At 44.4% G+C, this 18,268-nt stretch carries 18 protein-coding genes and 1 pseudogene; 14 read left to right on the top strand and 5 right to left on the bottom strand.

Features of this window, described 5'->3' with window-relative positions:
- The first annotated feature begins 194 nt into the window (after nt 1-194).
- Complete coding sequence (locus H6F74_RS28670) at nt 195-572, top strand: hypothetical protein (protein ID WP_190445502.1); 378 nt, start codon at nt 195-197, stop codon at nt 570-572.
- Nucleotides 573-651: 79 nt separating this feature from the next.
- On the opposite strand, the gene panB is transcribed toward H6F74_RS28670, so the two are convergent.
- Nucleotides 652-1,437, bottom strand: coding sequence for a 3-methyl-2-oxobutanoate hydroxymethyltransferase (panB, locus tag H6F74_RS28675; protein WP_190445503.1), 786 nt, complete (start codon nt 1,435-1,437; stop codon nt 652-654).
- Between the two features lie 273 nt (nt 1,438-1,710).
- On the opposite strand from panB, the gene H6F74_RS28680 reads away from it, so the two are divergent.
- Nucleotides 1,711-2,970 carry an RNA-guided endonuclease TnpB family protein gene (locus tag H6F74_RS28680; protein WP_190445504.1) on the top strand — a complete coding sequence of 420 codons (1,260 nt, stop codon included), beginning with the start codon at nt 1,711-1,713 and terminating at the stop codon, nt 2,968-2,970.
- Between the two features lie 135 nt (nt 2,971-3,105).
- Here the strand turns inward: H6F74_RS28680 and H6F74_RS28685 are convergent, their stop codons facing one another.
- Nucleotides 3,106-3,450 carry a hypothetical protein gene (locus tag H6F74_RS28685; RefSeq protein ID WP_190445505.1) on the bottom strand — a complete coding sequence of 115 codons (345 nt, stop codon included), beginning with the start codon at nt 3,448-3,450 and terminating at the stop codon, nt 3,106-3,108.
- Nucleotides 3,451-3,523: 73 nt separating this feature from the next.
- Nucleotides 3,524-4,675: a two-component regulator propeller domain-containing protein gene (locus tag H6F74_RS28690; protein ID WP_242022616.1), complete on the bottom strand. Its 1,152-nt coding sequence runs from the start codon at nt 4,673-4,675 to the stop codon at nt 3,524-3,526.
- Nucleotides 4,676-5,055: 380 nt separating this feature from the next.
- Between H6F74_RS28690 and H6F74_RS28695 the strand changes: the two genes are divergently transcribed.
- The 3 genes from H6F74_RS28695 to H6F74_RS28705 all read left to right on the top strand — a co-directional run bounded on the left by H6F74_RS28695 (nt 5,056) and on the right by H6F74_RS28705 (nt 7,422).
- Complete coding sequence (locus H6F74_RS28695; protein WP_190417467.1) at nt 5,056-6,486, top strand: form I ribulose bisphosphate carboxylase large subunit; 1,431 nt, start codon at nt 5,056-5,058, stop codon at nt 6,484-6,486.
- Nucleotides 6,487-6,623: 137 nt separating this feature from the next.
- A complete protein-coding gene (locus H6F74_RS28700) occupies nt 6,624-7,022 on the top strand; it encodes a chaperonin family protein RbcX (RefSeq protein WP_190445507.1) in 399 nt (132 codons plus the stop codon).
- Nucleotides 7,023-7,086: 64 nt separating this feature from the next.
- Complete coding sequence (locus H6F74_RS28705) at nt 7,087-7,422, top strand: ribulose bisphosphate carboxylase small subunit (RefSeq protein ID WP_190417469.1); 336 nt, start codon at nt 7,087-7,089, stop codon at nt 7,420-7,422.
- A 343-nt stretch (nt 7,423-7,765) separates the two neighbouring features.
- Here the strand turns inward: H6F74_RS28705 and H6F74_RS28710 are convergent, their stop codons facing one another.
- Nucleotides 7,766-9,001 carry an RNA-guided endonuclease TnpB family protein gene (locus H6F74_RS28710; RefSeq protein ID WP_190445508.1) on the bottom strand — a complete coding sequence of 412 codons (1,236 nt, stop codon included), beginning with the start codon at nt 8,999-9,001 and terminating at the stop codon, nt 7,766-7,768.
- 308 nt (nt 9,002-9,309) lie between these two features.
- Here H6F74_RS28710 and H6F74_RS28715 point away from each other — a divergent pair.
- From H6F74_RS28715 to H6F74_RS28735, 5 genes and pseudogenes are all read left to right on the top strand, one after another.
- A pseudogene (locus H6F74_RS28715) lies at nt 9,310-10,028 on the top strand (Uma2 family endonuclease).
- Between the two features lie 317 nt (nt 10,029-10,345).
- The gene (locus H6F74_RS28720) at nt 10,346-10,729 is read left to right on the top strand and encodes a hypothetical protein (protein ID WP_190445509.1); all 384 of its coding nucleotides are present in this window, start codon (nt 10,346-10,348) and stop codon (nt 10,727-10,729) included.
- Nucleotides 10,730-10,873: 144 nt separating this feature from the next.
- Nucleotides 10,874-11,356 carry a hypothetical protein gene (locus H6F74_RS28725; RefSeq protein ID WP_190445510.1) on the top strand — a complete coding sequence of 161 codons (483 nt, stop codon included), beginning with the start codon at nt 10,874-10,876 and terminating at the stop codon, nt 11,354-11,356.
- Nucleotides 11,357-11,366: 10 nt separating this feature from the next.
- Nucleotides 11,367-12,404 (top strand): hypothetical protein, encoded by a 1,038-nt coding sequence (locus H6F74_RS28730; RefSeq protein WP_190445511.1) that lies wholly within the window; start codon nt 11,367-11,369, stop codon nt 12,402-12,404.
- 69 nt (nt 12,405-12,473) lie between these two features.
- Nucleotides 12,474-12,713, top strand: coding sequence for a hypothetical protein (locus H6F74_RS28735; protein ID WP_190445512.1), 240 nt, complete (start codon nt 12,474-12,476; stop codon nt 12,711-12,713).
- Between the two features lie 103 nt (nt 12,714-12,816).
- Here H6F74_RS28735 and H6F74_RS28740 read toward each other — a convergent pair whose 3' ends face one another.
- Nucleotides 12,817-13,020 (bottom strand): hypothetical protein, encoded by a 204-nt coding sequence (locus tag H6F74_RS28740; protein ID WP_190445513.1) that lies wholly within the window; start codon nt 13,018-13,020, stop codon nt 12,817-12,819.
- Between the two features lie 118 nt (nt 13,021-13,138).
- Here H6F74_RS28740 and H6F74_RS28745 point away from each other — a divergent pair, with 118 nt between their 5' ends.
- The 4 genes from H6F74_RS28745 to H6F74_RS28760 all read left to right on the top strand — a co-directional run bounded on the left by H6F74_RS28745 (nt 13,139) and on the right by H6F74_RS28760 (nt 18,260).
- Nucleotides 13,139-14,452, top strand: coding sequence for a ribulose bisphosphate carboxylase small subunit (locus H6F74_RS28745; protein ID WP_190445514.1), 1,314 nt, complete (start codon nt 13,139-13,141; stop codon nt 14,450-14,452).
- Nucleotides 14,453-15,063: 611 nt separating this feature from the next.
- Nucleotides 15,064-15,240, top strand: coding sequence for a hypothetical protein (locus tag H6F74_RS28750; RefSeq protein WP_190445515.1), 177 nt, complete (start codon nt 15,064-15,066; stop codon nt 15,238-15,240).
- A gap of 161 nt (nt 15,241-15,401) precedes the next feature.
- Nucleotides 15,402-16,898, top strand: coding sequence for a hypothetical protein (locus H6F74_RS28755; RefSeq protein WP_199301721.1), 1,497 nt, complete (start codon nt 15,402-15,404; stop codon nt 16,896-16,898).
- A gap of 63 nt (nt 16,899-16,961) precedes the next feature.
- Nucleotides 16,962-18,260: an O-antigen ligase family protein gene (locus tag H6F74_RS28760; RefSeq protein ID WP_190445516.1), complete on the top strand. Its 1,299-nt coding sequence runs from the start codon at nt 16,962-16,964 to the stop codon at nt 18,258-18,260.
- Nucleotides 18,261-18,268: the final 8 nt, after the last annotated feature.

The following is an 18,268-nucleotide window of genomic DNA, read 5'->3' on the forward strand; positions in this document are numbered from 1 at the left end:
GAGTCGGATGGACAGGACTTTCACCTGTATCTATCCGAGAGTTCAGCCGTGTTACGGGCTGGTAGCGCTATGTACGGACTGGGTACCGTGATTTACGCTACAACGAATCGCACCCCACCTTTTTCTTTGGGTGAGGCACAATGGTTGTAATTGCCTAGCTGAGTTTTAGCTAGACTACTTTTAAGAACAATCCCATGACTATAGTTACATCCGAAGACATTGCAAAATTTCGCTCTGATTTGGCAGATTATCCCGATGCTCTAATATCTCTGGATGTGATAGAAGATTGTGAAGGAGATTTAGAAGATGCGGCGATGGTGCTGGCAATTCGAGTGGGACAGCAACCAGAGATAGCTAATGCAGAATGGTTCGCCGGTTTAGCTAAAAAATGCCGTGCTGTTATCTGTCAGGAAGAATTTCGCAACGAGCTGGTAAATGGAAAATTTGCCTTAATGATGGGACATTTGGCAGCAACAAAACTTTGCCCAAGCCTCTTAGTAACCCCCGTTTTGATGTATGTGGCTCAGCTTGGTGCGAACAATTTTTGCGAGCCTCTTGACCCGCTATTATGATCCAAATTCATTTTTAAACGCAAAGAACGCCAAGGATAGCCTAGAGTTACGCAAAATAAAACTTTGCGTAACTCTACGTTTAAGGTTGCTGCGATGGAAATTGACGCGATCGCACTTCGCCGCTAAAATCCTGTACTGCCTGGGTAATTGTTTCTCGCAGATTGGCGTAAGATTTGGCAAAAGGCGGCTGTCGAGAGGAAAATCCTAATAAATCGGCGGTGACGAGTACCTGTCCATCGCAGTGAACACCAGCACCAATCCCAATGGTGGGAATCGACAACTTTTGAGTAATCTGCAACGCTAACTGGGCGGGGATATGTTCCAACAAAACGGCAAAGGCACCAGCTTGTTCAAGAGCGATCGCTTCAAGTAAAATTCTTTCTCCTGCTTCTGGTGTTTTCCCCTGTTGTCGGTAGCCTAGCTGATGTACCGATTGCGGCGTTAAACCTACATGACCCATCACCGGAATCCCAGCTTGCACGACTCTAGCAATAGTTTCTACCATTGCCGGATATCCTCCCTCCATTTTCACCGCTTGAGCGCCCGTTTCCTTCAAAATTCTTCCCGCCGAGTGAATCGCTTGTTGGGAACTTTCTTGATAAGTCAAAAACGGTAAATCGCACATTACTAACGCCCGGTTGACACCACGACACACCGCTGAGGCATGGTGTATCATCTCATCCAGCGTTAATGGGAGCGTTGTTTCATATCCTAGCGCCACCATCCCTAGCGAATCTCCCACTAGGATGATATCCACCTCAGCTGCGTCTAATAGTTGCGCGATCGCATAATCCCAAGCTGTCAGCGTCACAATTGGACGCTGTTGCTGTTTCCACTGGATTAATTGCTGGGTGGTGATTGCCATAAACAAGTTAGGAGTTTTGTTCTAGACGCGATTTATAGCGTCTTGAGGTTTGATGTTGTTAGCTAATAATAGGGTGGGTATGACCCGCCCTACTTAACTACTAACTAAAAACTATCTTAACGGGGGAGTTTGAGGGGTCCATGTACCTACACCCATAGCTTATCGGCTTGGGTGTAGGTACATGGACCCCTCAAAGAAAAGGAATGTACTCGATGTATATTCCTTTTCTGTTTTACGATAAAATATCTACACAAATATAGTATCCGTGTAAGCGTGTTCACCCTTTCCTACGAGTACAAGCTAGTCCCCACTCCAGAGCAAGTGGCGACCATTGAGCAAACGCTTGATGTCTGCCGCAAGGTTTGGAACTTTGCGTTAAGGGAACGCAAGGACTGGGTTGGATCTCGCAAGTGCGAGGTTAACGCTTGCTCGTTAATATCTGAGTACATCATTCCAGCAGACGCACCTTACCCGAACTACCACAAACAAGCAAAAGCTCTTACAGAAGCCAAAAAGGCCAATTCAGGACTTAAAGAGATTAACGCTCAAGTTCTGCAACAGGTTTTGAGAACTTTGGATAGAGCTTTTGAAGATATGAGGGAAAGAGGATTTGGGTTTCCTCGGTTCAAGAACTACGCTCGGATGCGTAGCTACGTGTACCCTCAGATGCTCAAGAATCCCTTGAGGAAGGATGCAGTTAAGCTGCCTCAACTCGGATGGGTAAGGATGAGAATGTCTCGCCCCATCCCAGACTCTTTTGAGTTGAAACAGGCTCGGATAGTACGCAGACCCTCTGGGTATTTCGTCATCCTGTCATTACAGCTAGACGTAAATATTCCAGAGCCTAACTTCCACGGTCATGTCATTGGCATTGACCTTGGATTAGAGAAGTTTCTCGCTACATCGGATGGAAAGCTTGTAGCTCGTCCCAAATTCTTTAACTCATTGCACCGGAAGCTGAAATTGCTCCAACGCAGACTGAGGAATAAGAAGAAGGGGTCGAAGAATCGCCGCAAGTTAAACCAAAAAATTGCGCGAGTTCACCAGAAAATCTCAGATACCCGTAAAGACTTTCACTTTAAGACAAGTCATTACTTATGCGACCAAGCTCAGACAATAATTGCTGAGGACTTGAACTTGAAAGCCATGTCCAGGGGGATGTTGTGCAAGCATACCCTTGATGCTGGCTTCGGGCAATTTCTCAACATCTTGAGCTGGACGTGCTGGAAGAGAGGGACGCATTTTGCCAAAGTCAATCCGAACGGAACTTCGCAAGAGTGTCCCCGATGTCACGCCCAAGTCAGAAAAGACTTAAGCGTTAGGATTCATCGCTGCCCGGAATGCGGATACATCACTGACCGGGACGTAGCTTCAGCACAAGTAATTAGAGAGCGCGGTATCGCTGCGGCTGGGCAAGTCGTAGAGCAAATTGCCTGCGGAGGGGATGCGGCGGGGGCTGAGGTCACTCGGTCTAGTTGGCACCCATTGAGGCAGGAAACCCTTGGAGCAATCCTGGGGAATCCCCGACCATAACGTATGTTTGGTCGGGGAGAATGTCAAAGATCCGTCCGGAAGCTCTACTTCCATTGGTACTGATCTACCAAGACCATAGGCGCTCACTGTCTGCTCTACCAACGTGCAGGGCATATTAAAAGTACCCATGTTGATTCAACCGTTGTTGGCGCGGTAGCCCCACACCATTACCTTTCCAATTCCACTAGAGTAGGGTTGCTGACAGTAGAATTGATGACTCAAGGCAATCATCCGCGCCATGTGAGCATCATACAAGCGCATCCGACCACCGAAGGCAGAAACGGTAGTATTTCGGTTAGGAACTTCAAAATAACCCTGGCGCACTCTAGCACTGGCATCAAGGGTGCTTTCGATGCGGATGGTATTAATTGCAATGTCTCCGGGATTGGTAGCCTGTGCGATCGCGCTTTGACCGATAGTAGATACAGCACCAGCAGCAATAGCAACACTGGCAATTGTTTTGGCAAGTTTTTTCAGCATGGAAGTGTCAAGCTTAATTAACTAGAAGTCATCGGTATTAAACTTCAACTTCCTGCTGAATTATTCCGTATAGCTACGGAGTGAACACTTGCTCGTTGTCCTCGCCACGAACAAAGGCTAAATGTGGTGTGACGCGCCCGGTTGTCAAGCTGATCCAAGCCAGTCCTTCGCTGGTTCCTACCCACAACTTATTACTGACATCAGCTGCTAGGGAAAGAATCCGGCTAGAAGGGAGGTTGGCAACTTGATCCAAGACAGCGCCAGTAGTGGGATTCAATCTCAGCAGACCGTTCTCTGTACCTACCCAAACACTGCGATCTTGTGCAAAGCGCACAGAGGTAACGTTGCGTCCCCGCAATGGAGTTACAGAACGCAACACATCACCTGTTTTGGGGTCAATGACTAACAAACTGTTGGGTGTTCCTGCCCAAATCTTCCCGTCGGAATCTAGGGTGAGGGCTTGTACTGTGGTGCCTGGGATATCTTTCACCCGCTTGAGGATAAAGGCGTTGGCGGTATTTATTCGCACTAACCCTTCAAGTGTTCCTACCCACAGATGACCTTCTCGATCTAGGGTGAGGGCGTTAGCAGACACTCCGGGTAGCTTTTGTACCGTTGTCATCAGTAATCCCTGGTCGGGACTGATCATGGCAAGACCGCGATCGCTTCCTACCCACAAATAGCCTCGACGGTCAATTAACAGTGACAATACTCGATTAGAAGGTAGGGTGAAATTTTGCGCTGTCACTTCATTACTACGAGGGTCTACCCGTACCAGCCCTTCATAGGTTCCTACCCAAACTCGTCCTACTCGGTCTTGGGCGATCGCGCCGATGGTGTAGTTGGGCAGACTAATTCGCGCCAATATGTTGCCAGTGCTGGGATTAATCCGCGTTAAACTCTGCCAGGAACCAACCCAGAGACTGCCAGTATACCCAGGCTGCAAGGCAGTGATGCGAAAATCGGCAGGCAAAGGAGTTGCCTCTTGTCGTCGGCGTTCCGGAGGCAAGGGTCTGCGTCCAGGTGGTGCTGATGATGGTGGATAGGTGCGGAGGTCGTCTCCCCGGTCTATCTCGACGGGTTGTTGAGCCAGTACGCGGCTATTATTGGTGTGCTGTGATTGGATGATTCCCCACAGTGGCAGGCTCACAGAAAGCAGTGTGGCACTGATAAACAAACCAATACGCCTACTCAAAAATGCCATTGCGATCGCGCCTCTCTTCATTTGGCTGGTATACAGGATTGAACCTACTCTATTTAATCTTGCCTCAGCTACACAATGCTTGCCTTAGTTCCAATAAGTGTCTATGCTTCGGCTCTTTTGAGGATCGTTATTTTAAAGAAAGTTTATTAATATACAACATTTGGTGCGCGATCGCTTGTTCCACAAAAAAATATTGGAATTATTAATTGAGCCAATATGTCAAGGATTTCTGTGTAAAAAAATATTACGATTTGTTTTAATAAATAAAAGTTATGGAAGTCAGAAAAAGATTGGAATTTCAACTTATTACCTTACTGGTATAGTTAAAAAACAATAAAGAAAGATGTACGGGAGCGCTCAAAACCCGTAACTACCTTCAGAATTCCCTCAGGAAGGAAGACATGGCTTACTCTCAAACAAAAACTCAGACGAAGACTGGGTATAAGGCCGGAGTTCAAGATTACAAACTCACCTATTACACCCCAGACTATACCCCCAAAGATACTGATGTCTTGGCGGCTTTCCGGGTTACGCCTCAGCCTGGTGTTCCTCCAGAAGAAGCTGGAGCTGCTGTTGCTGCTGAATCTTCCACAGGTACCTGGACAACAGTATGGACAGACCTGCTGACAGACCTGGATAGATACAAAGGTCGTTGCTACGACATCGAACCAGTACCAGGCGAAGACAACCAATATATTTGCTATATTGCTTATCCCCTGGATTTGTTTGAAGAAGGTTCTGTTACCAACTTGTTGACCTCTCTGGTGGGCAACGTGTTTGGTTTCAAAGCCTTACGTGCGCTGCGCTTGGAAGACTTAAGAATTCCTGTTGCGTACCTGAAAACCTTCCAAGGCCCTCCTCACGGGATTACCGTTGAGCGCGACAAACTGAACAAGTACGGTCGTCCTTTGCTGGGTTGTACGATTAAGCCGAAGCTCGGTTTATCAGCTAAGAACTACGGTCGTGCTGTCTATGAAGTCCTGCGCGGTGGTTTGGACTTCACCAAAGACGACGAAAACATTAACTCCCAGCCTTTCATGCGCTGGCGCGATCGCTTCCTGTTCGTACAAGAAGCCATCGAAAAAGCTCAAGCTGAAACAGGTGAAATCAAAGGTCACTACTTAAACGTGACTGCTCCCACCTGCGAAGAAATGATGGAGCGGGCTGAATTCGCTAAGGAAATCGGCACACCGATCATCATGCACGACTACCTGACGGGTGGCTTCACCGCTAACACCACCCTCGCCAAATGGTGCCGCCGTAACGGTATTCTGCTGCACATTCACCGCGCCATGCACGCCGTGATCGACCGTCAGAAGAACCACGGTATCCACTTCCGCGTATTGGCTAAGTGCTTGCGGATGTCTGGTGGCGACCACCTCCACTCCGGTACCGTCGTCGGTAAACTGGAAGGCGAAAAAGGCATCACGATGGGCTTCGTAGACTTGATGCGCGAAGACCACATCGAACAAGACCGCGCACGGGGTATCTTCTTCACTCAAGACTGGGCTTCTATGCCTGGTGTGATGCCCGTAGCTTCCGGTGGTATCCACGTATGGCATATGCCTGCGTTGGTTGAAATCTTCGGCGATGATTCCTGCCTGCAATTCGGCGGCGGCACCTTGGGACACCCTTGGGGTAATGCTCCTGGCGCTACTGCCAACCGTGTTGCCTTGGAAGCTTGTGTCCAAGCTCGTAACGAAGGACGCAACCTGATGCGCGAAGGCGGCGACGTGATCCGCGAAGCTTGCAAGTGGAGTCCTGAGTTGGCTGTTGCTTGCGAACTTTGGAAGGAAATCAAGTTCGAGTTCGAGGCAATGGACACTCTGTAATCAATTTTGGATTACGGATTTTGAAGCGATTTTTGGGGAGATTGATTCTTCCCAAAAGATCGCCTGATTTTGGATTAACCTAATAGAATCTAAAATCTAAAATCTAAAATCTAAAATTGCTGTGGCTGGGGTCAAAAATGGATCTCAAACAAGTTGCCAAAGACACTGCTAAGACGCTGATTAGCTACTTGACTTATCAAGCAGTAAAAATTACTGTCGCTCAGTTGAGCGAGACAAATCCTCCTTCGGCAATCTGGCTGAGTAACTTTTCCTCAACGGGCAAAATCCAAGATGGAGAAGCTTACCTACTGGAATTACTCCGGGAGAAACCAGACATCGCATTGCGGATTCTGACCGTGCGTCAGCATCTTGCAGAGGAAGTAGCAGACTTTTTGCCTGAGATGGTTCGTGCTGGCATTCAGCAGTCCAATGTGGGATATCGGCGTCAGCATTTGGAGCGAATTACGCAATTCAATTTACCTGACCCCAGTTCCCAGCCCGAACCGCAAACCGATGCACCAGGCGAGCCTGGATAACCTCGATTGTTAGCTGACAGAACTTTCAGCAGACATACACACAAGGAAACTATTCACACCAACCATGAGAACTTTACCTAAAGAGCGTCGTTACGAAACCCTCTCCTACTTGCCACCGCTCAGCGATGCCCAAATTAGCAGACAAGTTCAATACATTCTCGACCAAGGGTATATCCCAGCCGTAGAATTCAGCGAAGAGTCTAACCCAGAACAGCACTACTGGACGCTGTGGAAACTGCCTCTGTTCAATGCAGGCTCCACACAAGAAGTTCTCAACGAAGTAAAAGCTTGCCGTTCTGAGTATTCCGCCGGCTACATCCGTGTCGTAGGTTTTGATAACGTGAAGCAGTGCCAAGTTCTCAGCTTCATCGTTTCCAAGCCCAACCAAAGAGGCTATTAATACGGTAATCATGTAAAAGGCAAAAAATCATTTTAGATTTTTGCTTTTGCAATGCGATCGTAAATTATTCAAAAAGGAGAGGTAGAGAAGTTTACCTCTCCTTTTTGTTGGAAATTGGGGAGTGCGCTTCCATATAAGGGTTTTGGGTGTTTGTGGGAATTGACTTTTGTAGAAATCAGGACTTACGCACTTGCCGTGAACTAAAGTTCCGGCTCAAAGTTCAAACCCATTGAAATGGGTTGGTTTGAGCTTTTTTAGTTAGTTGAAACTGACTTGGGCTTTGGGCTAGGAAATTGATTTCCTTCCAGTGCGTAAGTCCTAGAGATGTGAAGATAGAACGTCTCTACAAATGCGTTGGGTAGGCTGCATTATCTTTTGACACTCCCACCGAAGATAGGGAGTGGGATTCTTGGTTCGCGGACTCGCCGTTAAACGACAGGATTGCTCCAATCGCCCAAGAGGGCAAATCTCCCCAAGCGTAAGTTCCGGCATGCCCTGCCGTACTGAGTGCTAGTTTCAGGATATTGATGGCAGCATTCACGTCCCTATCTTCAATGAATCCACAATGTGGAAACACATGGGTTCTTGTTGATAGGGATTTCTTCACTTTCTTGCCACAGCTAGAACAATTTTGACTTGTATTGTGAGGAGGTACTGCAATAGTAACCTTCCCATATTTAAAGCCAAAATACTCTAGCCACTGGCGGAATGTTGACCATCCTGCATCACTGATAGATTTAGCCAGACGCCGATTTTTAACCAGCCCTTTTACGTTCAACTCTTCATAGGCTACCAAATCGTTAGATTGGATAACGGAGTATGCGACTCGCTTGCAATACTCTTTTCGCTGCCTACTTACTCTTAAATGTTTCCGAGCATATCGGTTTCTCGCCTTGTGGTAGTTTTTGGACTGCGGTTTGGCACCACGCTTGAACTTCTTGGACTTCTGGCGATTTCCCCGGTTTAATTGTTTCTCTGATTTCCTGTAGAACTGAGGGCAAGGTTCTGTATTCCCTTCGTTATCGGCAATGAAGAACTTTAACCCTAAATCCAGCCCTACCATTTTTCCGGTTGGTTTGGTTTCAACCCTAACTTTGACATCAATTGCAAACTGAGCGTAGTATCCATCAGCCCTACGGACTAATCGAACTCGCTTAAGAAGCTTAATGTCATAGTAGTTAAGGTCATAGGTTCCTTTAAGCTTCAGGGTTCCTATGTTCTTCCCATCTCGGAAAGTGATAGCTTTTCGATTGGGAGAAAGTTTCCAGCCGCTAGTTTTGTATTCAACTGAGCGACAATTCTTTTTGAACTTCGGGAAGCCTTTTTTACCCAAAACCTTCTTCTTGCAGTTGTCGAAAAACCGAGCAATCGCACTCCAAGTTCGTTCTGCCGCAGACTGTCGAGCCATTGAGTTAAGTTCTTCGGCAAAAGGGAATTGGGCTGCGAGGACGGCACAGTATTTATTCAGGTCGTATTGGCGCAAGCACTTGTTTTGGATGAATTGGCTAGTACGAATCGCCTCATCTATCCCTCGATACTGAGCTTCTTTCCCTTTAACCTTGAACTCGTAAACAATCATGGTTCGATCTTGCTACCATGCCTTTTATATTAGTCCATCCACATAACATTCCTAATGCGAGTTTTGTGGCTTCGTTGGAATATTTATTGGTCAGCTCCGTCCCTGCGCGCTCTTCGCCTTATATCCCACGCTTGAAAGACGTGGGTTTTACGGCGTTTTCTATAAGAAACCGTATTGCGATCGCCCTCACTTCCAACAGTTGATATCCTGTAAAGTATCCGTAGCGCCAGATATCAGCCGTGACTAGCTTTCCTCGCTCAATAGCTCAATCCGATCCGCCTCTTTCACCCCGGCAAACTTTGCCGACGATGTACGATCTGCCAAGCGAAGACCCAGAGGAACCTGGTCTACCTGACGAATATCACGAATTTCAGCCCCCGATGCTGCGCCAAACCTTCCAGCCGTCTAACTACAATCCGGAGGAGGTTTTTGTTGGTGCTGACCTAAACCTATACTATGACTGGCATCATCCCAACTGGTACAAACGTCCTGACTGGTTTGCAGTTGTGGGAGTTTCTCGACTCTACGAAGGTCGCGACTTGCGGATGAGTTACGTTATGTGGCAAGAACAAGTCAGTCCGTTTGTCGTAGTTGAATTATTGTCCCCGGTACGGAAGATGAAGACTTGGGTAGGACATCCCAAACAGGAAAACCGCCGACTAAATGGCGAGTTTACGAACAAATTCTGCGCGTTCCTTATTACTTTGTTTTCAGTCGCTACACGAATGAAGTTCAAGCTTTTCATCTAGTTGGGGGTCACTACGAATCCATGACCCCAGAAAGCGATCGCTTTTCGGTTCCAGAACTAGGACTAAGTTTAGGTTTGTGGGAAGGTAGTTACGAACGCATCAACCGCGTTTGGTTGCGCTGGTTTACACAGTCCGGCGAGATGATTCTAACTCCAGAAGAGGATGCGATCGCTTCTTTTGCAGCCGCCCAAGCTGAAGCCGCCGCCGCCCAAGCTAAAGCGGAACTGCTAGCAGCAAAACTGCGCGAGTTGGGTATTGATCCAGATGAATTGAGTTAAATAATAGGGGCGATATCCCTTATTTAAACCGGAAAAAATAGATGCGATCGCTCTTTTTATTGATCAGAAGATGAGAGCGATCGCATCCCAATATTATTATTTTTAGGTTGTGGAGCGAAGACGCGATCGCCTTGGAGTGATTATAAAAGTGCGATCGCGCCTTTTCCAATGTTACAGCTAAAAAATAGGGTGCAATTTATCTTTCTCGTTTCAGTATAATTACCCTTCTCCGCCTTCATGTGTTTGTTTAGACTGTACTTAATTTAGCTTATCTCATACTGACGGGCTATCGTAATTATTCTCTAGGAAGGCAAACCATGAAAGAATTTGGTTTAACTCTCGAAGAAACTAGAATCATGTTTAGCTATCAGTACCACTTGGTACTAGCTGATATTGAGTATGAAACCAATCTTGATAAAAAATCACTTAAGCGCAAATGGTTATCTAAGTGGAAAGATTCAACAGAACTTTTTCTAAAGAGCCAAATTGATAAAGATACCGTTACTAATATTTCCTTTCACTTACTTACAGATTTTGAGCCGCTTAAAAAATCAGTCAAAGAACTTACAGTTCTGGAAGCCAATAAATTAAATTTATATCTTGTTTTATTAGAGTTAACACTTTTTAAACCTTATTATTCGCTTGGTGATAACAGTGAAGTATTCAAAGACTTGAGAATTTATGATGAAGAAAAGCTTTAAAAAAAGCTAAGATTTTTCGCTAAAACACTAGATATAGACCCAGACGTTGTTGAACGATTTCAGTCTAACTACAAGGAAGCAATTGAAGGCATTAAAGGAGGTTTCAATCCTTGGATATTAGGCGTAGTTGGAGCAGTGCTACTGGTGGTAGTAGCAGCATTTTTCACTCCTGCTATAGCTGCTTTACTCGCACCGATTCTAGCACCAGGTTTATCTGGAGCAGCAGCAGTATCAGCCGTTTTAGCTGCTCTTGGGGGAGGCGCGATCGCAGCAGGAGGCTTTGGGATGGCTGGCGGTTTTGCAGTAATTGTTGCTGGTGGTGCAATTCTTGGCGCTGGCGCTGGTGTTGGAGTCGGTAATTTATTTGCTCAATCCCCAGATATGGCTCTAACACAAGCAGCTAAACTAGAAGTTATTATGAAGGAGATTGTTTACATTCAAAAAGACATCCGTTTAGCCCAAGAAATTATTAAAGAGCAGAGGCAAGCAATTCGCTCTCTTGAAGATAAGTTAAATGAGTTGTCTCGTAACCACGATAAAAATAAGAAAGAAATAGAAAATCTTGAGAAGTCAATTGAGTTTTTAAGGAACGCTTTGAAGAGAAATCAAGATTTATCTAATCAATGAGGTGACTAATATGTCTCAATTACCCGCTTGGAATGAGGAACTATCAGAATCATCTCACAGAATTAAAGAAATTTGTTTAAGCTCTGAAAAAATTTGTAAAGAGCAGGAGCAAGGCTCAGACAGATTAAGACAGCTACACTATGAGCTACTCAATTTAGCTAAGGATACAGGAGTCTCTTTAGAAAACACATTAGAGGCGGATTCTGGACTATTTCCTCAACCAAGTAAGTTAAAATGGGATGACGATTTTTTCCTCAGCAATAATCCTCTTATTGAGGCTAGAGTCAAAGAAGAGGTTTTTAGAAACCCGGATACTCTTCCTCACTTGTCGGGTTTAGATTATGGAATAGTTGGTATTGCCGGATTAGTCGCTTCTGTTCTTGATTTTTTAGTAGTAAAGATTCCTAAAGATATTAGCTACTTGGGAAAGTATCAGCAAGGAGGAAGTAACTTTACTGGCTGGCTGAGAACACTTGGGGTTGAAAATGGGGGCAAACTAAATCCTTTTTTAAAGTGGTGTGAGGAAGTTTGTAAAGTTCCTTACGATCAAATTATTAACTCCAACATTGCAGGGTTTAACCCTAAAACACATCGATTGTTGAGCCTTGGTCACGATCCATTATTTGGTCTTATATTTGGGACACTAGATATCTTCAATGGGTCAATGACTGCTTTTGATATTGATGGAAATATCCAAATCTTGAAGACCTTTGATGTCTCATCAACAGACAAAGTTTTTGCTCCTTTAATCTGGTTAGGGCATATTGTTTCAGATATGTGTACTAAGATGGGAGTTCCTATACCTGGGTGGGCATTTCTTCAACTAATGCAATTTGGTTCCTTTGGTTCAAGCAATCTGACTATTGCAGATATATCTAGATGGATGTATCTAAATGGTTATGACCTCAGACACTTTGCTACAATGTCTATTCCTATTGCTGTAATCGAGATTATAGTGCGGGGCTATCACTACCTTTCATCTTTAGATAATGCAGAAGAACTTCAATATCTTCTGCATTCTTCTGTGTCAAGTAAAGAACTGTATTAAATTAAGTCTAATCTCAAGCTTCACAAAATGTTATTTCTAGCTCATGCCATAGCAGCAAGCGGAAACGCTATGAAAGTATTCACTTACTCTGGTAATCCTTTAGCAATTAATCTGCCTCAATGGATGCTTTTTCTTAAGGAAAGCGTAAAGATAACTCAGGCAATTACTAGAGATAAAATACCAGAAATAATTGTTCGTAACCGCAATAAAATACATAAAGAGTGGGAAGAAATTAAAAGCCTTCCCATCGGACGATTTGATAGATTAGAGTGTGACTCAACTATCTATTTTGAGTATTTTAAGTCTTAGCCTTTACCCTTCTTCCTTCGCGTCCTTAGTGTCTAAAGGGCTAACGCGCATGGCTAAAGGGCTAACGCTAATGCGGTTCAATAAACGCGATCGCATTCACGCACTAATTAGAACTTCCGCCAAACCGTTCCAATAACTCCTCGCGAGAAAGAGTTAGCAACAGACGAGTCAATTCTTCTGTGGGGAACTGTAACATTAGTGCGATCGCGCTACTTAGTTCCTCATCCAGGGAACCACATCGAACGATGAGCAGGTTCTCCGCCATCTCTCGCCGTTCTTCTTGTACGGCATCTTCCCGCCATTTCAATGCCTTAGTTCCATTAACTCGAATTGTTCAAATTTAAAAGCGATCGCGCGTTTATAAAGGAGCTTTTGTAATAAAATCTTAACAATAAGCATCTTGCGCGATCGCCAACAACAGACCGATGACATACTACATTTCTCCCCGCTTTTTAGATAAACTTGCGGTTCACATCACCAAAAATTATCTTGACCTCCCTGGAGTACGAGTTCCTCTAATTCTGGGAATTCATGGACGCAAGGGAGAAGGCAAATCCTTTCAATGCGAGTTAGTATTCGAGCAGATGGGCATCGATGCTGTCCATATGTCAGCTGGAGAATTGGAAAGTCCTGATGCTGGAGATCCCGGACGTTTAATTCGCTTGCGCTATCGGGAAGCAGCAGAATTCATCAAAGTGCGCGGTAAAATGTGCGTGCTGATGATCAACGATCTTGATGCCGGGGCGGGACGCTTCGACCAAGGCACCCAATATACTGTGAATACGCAGTTGGTGAATGGCACGTTGATGAATATTGCCGATAACCCTACAGATGTGCAACTTCCAGGGAGTTATGACTCAACACCCCTGCACCGCGTACCCATAATTGTCACAGGCAATGACTTATCTACGCTATACGCGCCGTTGATTCGGGATGGTAGGATGGACAAATTCTACTGGGAACCCGACCGAGACGACAAGATTGGTATCATCGCCGGGATTTTTGAGAAAGATGGATTGTCTCGTAGTGAGATAGAACAGTTAGTAGATAGCTTCCCCAATCAAGCGATTGACTTTTTTAGTGCAGTGCGATCGCGCATTTACGACGAACAAATTCGCCAGTTCATTCACCAAACAGGGATTAGCCGCGTTTCCTCTAGAGTGGTGAACAGCGTTGAGGGGCCACCAACGTTTATAAAGCCGGATTTCCGCCTGTCTCGTTTAATCGAATTTGGCAACGTGATGGTTAACGAACAGCAGCGAGTGCAGAATACGCGCTTGGTAGAAGAGTACAATACCGGGCGGCGATCGCCTAATCCGGTTAATAAAGAGGTTGTAGATGCTAATAAGGTGACAACTCTACCCAAAGAAAACCGGAAGACAGTCGTCCGTAATGAGTTAGCGAACGAACCAACGCACTTTCATGAGCCTAATTTGGGTAATGGTCACACCAGCAACGCTCAACAAAGTACCAAACTAAGTTCAGATAGTCAGCAGCAGGTACGCCAGATACTCGCACAAGGATATCGCATTGGTGCAGAATATGCGGATAAGCGGCGCTTTTCTACCCAATCTTGGCAAAGTTGCGCCCCAATCCAGGCTACTCAGGCGACGGATGCGATCGCTGCTTTAGAAGAATGCTTGGCTGAACATACTGGGAAGTACGTGCGTCTGATTGGCATCGACCCCAAAGCCAAGCGGCGCGTTGCGGAGACAATCCTACAACGACCGAATAGTTAAAGGCTATAGTGGAATATTGGCTGGTATGCGATCGCTTCAAAAAGGCGATCGCTTTTTGTTATTATTGCTGTCTTGGCTGTCACGAATTTACGCTAAAGCGATCGCTATTAAAAAGCAAGTGTTTATACTATTCACAAAAACACTTATGTTTTATAAATTTTCGGTAAAGTTGCCCGCTAATTGTACAAATTTTTTGTGAATCTTTTTTTTGCGCGATCGCTTGTACGCCAATACTCTACTTATATATTTGGCCATCTATTGCCACACGCTACATCAAAATATCGGCCTCTAAAATAGAACTTCTTCGCGCTGAAACCCTTCCCCTGTCTGAGTTATGTCCGACAAGTAAAAACTATAACTTGAATAAACGGCTGACCTTTCTCAGAATTGAAAATTAATTTAATCATCCTCAAGACTGATAGACAGATCAGTTTGCTATATTAGACTGAGTGAGCAAAAGTACGGTAATTACCAAAAGGATGTAAATAGTCAATCCGCCCAAGCAAACAAGCTCCTAGAGCCAACACAAAGGTAAGCTTTTCCCAAATAGTTTTTTCTTGAAAAAGGCGCTAATTCGAGCAAGCAGGCGAAGTTAAGGTTCAAAAGATAAGATGCGGCAAAGTTTGCGATCGCCCAATGGCAAAAAACATTCTACCTGGTATAATCTTTCTAAGAATATTTGCCTTTACCAATGGCAACTCATTGCCGATATAGACCTGCTACTGTCGTACTTTAAAGCGTTGTCCGTTAAATTTGACCTTGACGCTCAACTTTGTCGGTATGCCTAACTACAACAATCAGCGGCACCAAAATTTACATATCAAACCGATAAAGTGTTCTATAAGCTGCAATTTGCCTTGCCTTCTTGATTTTAAAATCAGTAATTACAAGGCCAAATAATCTGGATAACAATAGCGTAACTTCTAAGTAACTTCTAAGCCTAAGACATATGAAACGCTCCCTTTTCCCGACAAATGAGGATTTTGAGAAAAACGGTTCTTTAACCATCTCCAAATCCCCAGCCCCTTCCAAGACAACAGTACCTCAATCAGCAGTACGCAAAGGCGCTTGGAGATATTACTTAGTCTTAGGTATCGTCGGTTTAGCAACCAATGTAGCTCTTTGGGCAGCCGTTTTATTTTACTTGAAGATTGCCCAGCCCAAGTATGCTAGTGAGATGATTCTTACTTTACCTGGAGCCGGGTCAGATGCGAGAGTTACCTTGCCAAACGTGGGTTCTGCTTCCTATGAAAACTACTCTCCCTACGCAAATAGTGCTATCCAAGATCCAAGAGAAGTTTACAAGGTTATTATTTCCAGTGAGCTTGTAATGAAGGCAGCAGCTAAAAAGCTGAATATGCTTTTGGAAGACTTTGGCAGCCCGCGGATCAAGTTAGTGCAAAACACTACTCTCATAACCTTTGAGTTTAAGGGTGATACTCCAGAAGACGCTAAAAAGAAAAACCTAGCTATTTACCAAGCCTTTCAAGAAAGACTTGCCCAGCTCAGACGTCAAGAAATTGCTCAACGAGATGCAGGTTTGCAAGAATCACTGATTGGTTCTCAGAAAAAGTTAGAAGCTGCTCAGGCTAAACTTTCTACCTACAAAGCTCGTTCGGGATTGAGCGGTAATGAGCAAGTAACAAGTCTTTCAACTAATATTGAAGAGCTTCGCAAGAACCGAGCTGAGGTTATCTCTCAACAGCAGCAAGCTAACGCTCGTCTGCAACAACTATCCACGAATTTAAATTTATCCTCTCAGCAAGCGGCTGATGCCTTTGCCCTCCAATCGGATCAGCTATTTCAGCAATATCTGCAAACCTATAATGAAGCCAATTCTGCCCTCGTTGTTTTAGAATCAAAGTTTTTGCCAGCCAATCCTACAGTAGTTAGAGAACGAGCCAGACGAGACGCAGCAAAAGTTGCCCTAACACAACGAGGTCAGGCTATTTTGGGACGACCCATAGCTGAAGATACTCTCGCACAACTCAATCTTGATAGCAATACATCTGGTGGCGCTAGGGAGAAGCTTTTTCAAGATTTGGTAGTTGTTCAAACAGAGCAAAAAGGATTACAAGCGCAAGCTCAGGAGATAGACAGACAAATCACACAGCTAGAAAATCGCCATAAAGCTTTAGCTCAAAAGGAAATCACCTTAGAAGCTCTTAAGCGGGACTTAAATGTTGCAGAAGCAGTGTTCTCTTCAACTATTACCAACTTGGATATTAGCAAATCTAATGCTTTAGGATCTTATCCTGTCATTCAAATGCTAGTAGAGCCGACCTTACCTGCTTCCCCCTCTTCACCCAAAAAGAAATTTGCTTTCTTGGGTGCAGGTTTAGGCTCCCTATTCTTAACCACCGGATTAGTAACGCTAGGGCTGTACAAAAACAAGAATCAGATGTCTAAAAACAAAGCCATATCTGTACAATCCAAACCTACTTAGTTGTAAATCTATTTAATGCAAAATGTCTTGGTAGGCGATAGTCGTTGTTATGGAATTTTACTTATGAAACCTCAAAATTTTGAGGAAAAATTGGTTTGGTATTCAATGATAGGAACCTATGCGCTTTACTTCATGGGCGCACAGATGGTCTGGGTATGGGGTCTTGCTAGTTTCCTAGCTGTATACCTATGTAAAAAACTCTGGAATCAAACAGAAGATACTCCAGAGGAGGAGAAAATTTATATTCCCTCTGCGGTATGGGTATGGATTATTTCCATGATAGTCATGTTGGTGGGTTTGGTTGTTGGTCACATAGACTATAAAATAGGAAATTTTACACTCATAAGCTCATTAGTTGATTTTACTAGAAGCTGGGCCCTATACGCCTTAATTCCTTTGATAGGTAGTTTGAATATACGAAAAGAATTAATTTATAGAGCCGCTTGTATTATCTGTCTTCACAGTCTAATTGTAATTGCAATCACCTATTTATTTGTTCAATTTAATTTTGCAATTTTATTTCTTTCTCCATTGCAAGCTATAGCAAAAGGTGGAAGAACGTATTACTGGGTATTAATCGGAGCAAGTGGTTACGATCCTCTGGCTCCTAGTAATGAACTTCGTATGCAATTGTTTACACCCTGGCCCCCTGCTTTAGGATTAGCAGGCAATATCTATTTCTTTCTAGCACGCGAAGAGTCAAACCTAAAATGGCGGTGGGTTGGCATGATTGGTGCCGTAGCTATGGTTTGGGTTTCAGTTTCACGAAGTGGTATTGTATGCCTTCCTGCTGTTCTAATATTAACTTCGATATTGTCAAGAATATTTGCCAAACCCCTGATGCAAATTGCATTAGGAGTAGCAAGTTTCTTCGTAGCCATCCTAGCTCCCGCGCTTATAGAATTTTTTAATACTGCCAAAGATAATTTTACCAATGCTCGCGCCGGGTCTTCAAGAATTAGAAAGGTATTAAAGGAGATAGAAATACATCGTTGGCAAGATGCGCCTATTTGGGGGCATGGAATATCAGAATTTCCTGGCCCTAAAATAGTAGAACATATGCCTATTGGTTCTCATGACACTTGGATTACTCTACTTTTCGTAAGAGGATTAGTAGGTTGCTGTGCTTTTGGAGTTCCTCTGGTATGGAGCTTTATAGATTTACTTATCAAATCCCAAGGTAGCAAGACTGCCAGGACTGCGTTAAGTATAGTCTTAGTTTTATTTATTTTTGGTTTCTCCGAAGGTGTGGAAATCCTTGCCTATACCTTTTGGCCTGGATTGTTGCTAATGGGAATTGCTTTTAAAGAAAATTTACAGGGGTTTCATTTTTCTCAAGAAGAAAAAGAATATGCTCTATAGGAATCAGA

Origin of the sequence: Trichocoleus sp. FACHB-90, from assembly GCF_014695505.1 — a bacterium.
Lineage (GTDB): Bacteria > Cyanobacteriota > Cyanobacteriia > Cyanobacteriales > FACHB-T130 > Funiculus > Funiculus sociatus.